Annotated in this window: 1 pseudogene; it reads right to left on the bottom strand. The window is 68.0% G+C overall.

The window, feature by feature from the left end:
* A pseudogene (locus tag EN932_RS37090) lies at positions 1-830 on the bottom strand (flagellar hook-length control protein FliK); the annotation flags it as partial.
* Positions 831-887 lie beyond the last annotated feature (57 nt).

Below are 887 nucleotides of genomic sequence, written 5' to 3'. Positions count from 1 at the left end.
ATGGGACCCTGCGGCGGCGCGGGGAAGCTCCGTTCCGACACCACGTCGATGCGCGCGGCGGACAGGGACTGTTTTCCGGCTTCGGGACGCATCGAGGACCGCACATCCTCGATGCTCCTCATCGCATTCGTGGTGGGCTTCGACGGCACGCCGGGCACATCGGCAGCCGGCGCGTCCGACAGCTTCTGGGCCGCCGCTGTGACGTCGCGTTTTGGCGCGCTGGAGGCAGCGCTCGGCGACTGACCGTCAAGCGCCGTCAAAGGTCCGTCGACGGTCGACGCCTGCTCCGGCTTCGACACGGTTTCGAGTGCTTCGCGTCCGCCCGACGATTTTGAGCGGTAGGTCTTTGGCAGTGCAGCCTGTCCGCCGAGCGCCGGGTCCGACGGATTCTCGCCGGTGGCCGCATTGCCCCCCGCTGCCTTGGCCGCTGTCGAGAAATGCCGCAGGTCATGAAACGCGATCAGCAGCGGCAGGTCGTCCTGAAGCGGCGCGGTATCCGACGCCGTCTGTTCGGCGTCGGCCTTGTGCGCCTTTGCTTCCAATTCGTCCTTGCCGGTTTTCACGCTTGCGCCTTTGGCCGAGGTGGTCCTTCCGGGCTCGGCCGATGCCGGTTCGGCCTTGGCGCCATGCCCGGCGAGGCCGGCAGCGAGCTTGCTCCAGCGCCGGTCGCGCGATCCCGCCTCTGTCGACGCCTGCCGTTCCGGGCGGGCATCGTCGCGCAGCATTTTGCCGAAGCCGGCGTCATCGTTTCTGCCGTTCGCGGCCGGCTGCTCCGACGTCGCGCGCGTGGAGGCAAATCCTGGCAAGGCCGAGCCGAGGCTGGTGGTCATTTAGGGGCGGCTCCAAGCATCTGGTCGATCAGGTCGAGCTGTCGACGTGTTCTGGTC

This window comes from Mesorhizobium sp. M7A.F.Ca.US.002.01.1.1 (assembly GCF_004022955.1).
Classification (GTDB): domain Bacteria; phylum Pseudomonadota; class Alphaproteobacteria; order Rhizobiales; family Rhizobiaceae; genus Mesorhizobium; species Mesorhizobium ciceri.
Note: the sequence above shows the minus strand (reverse complement) of the source record. Positions and strands in the feature narration are given on the sequence as shown.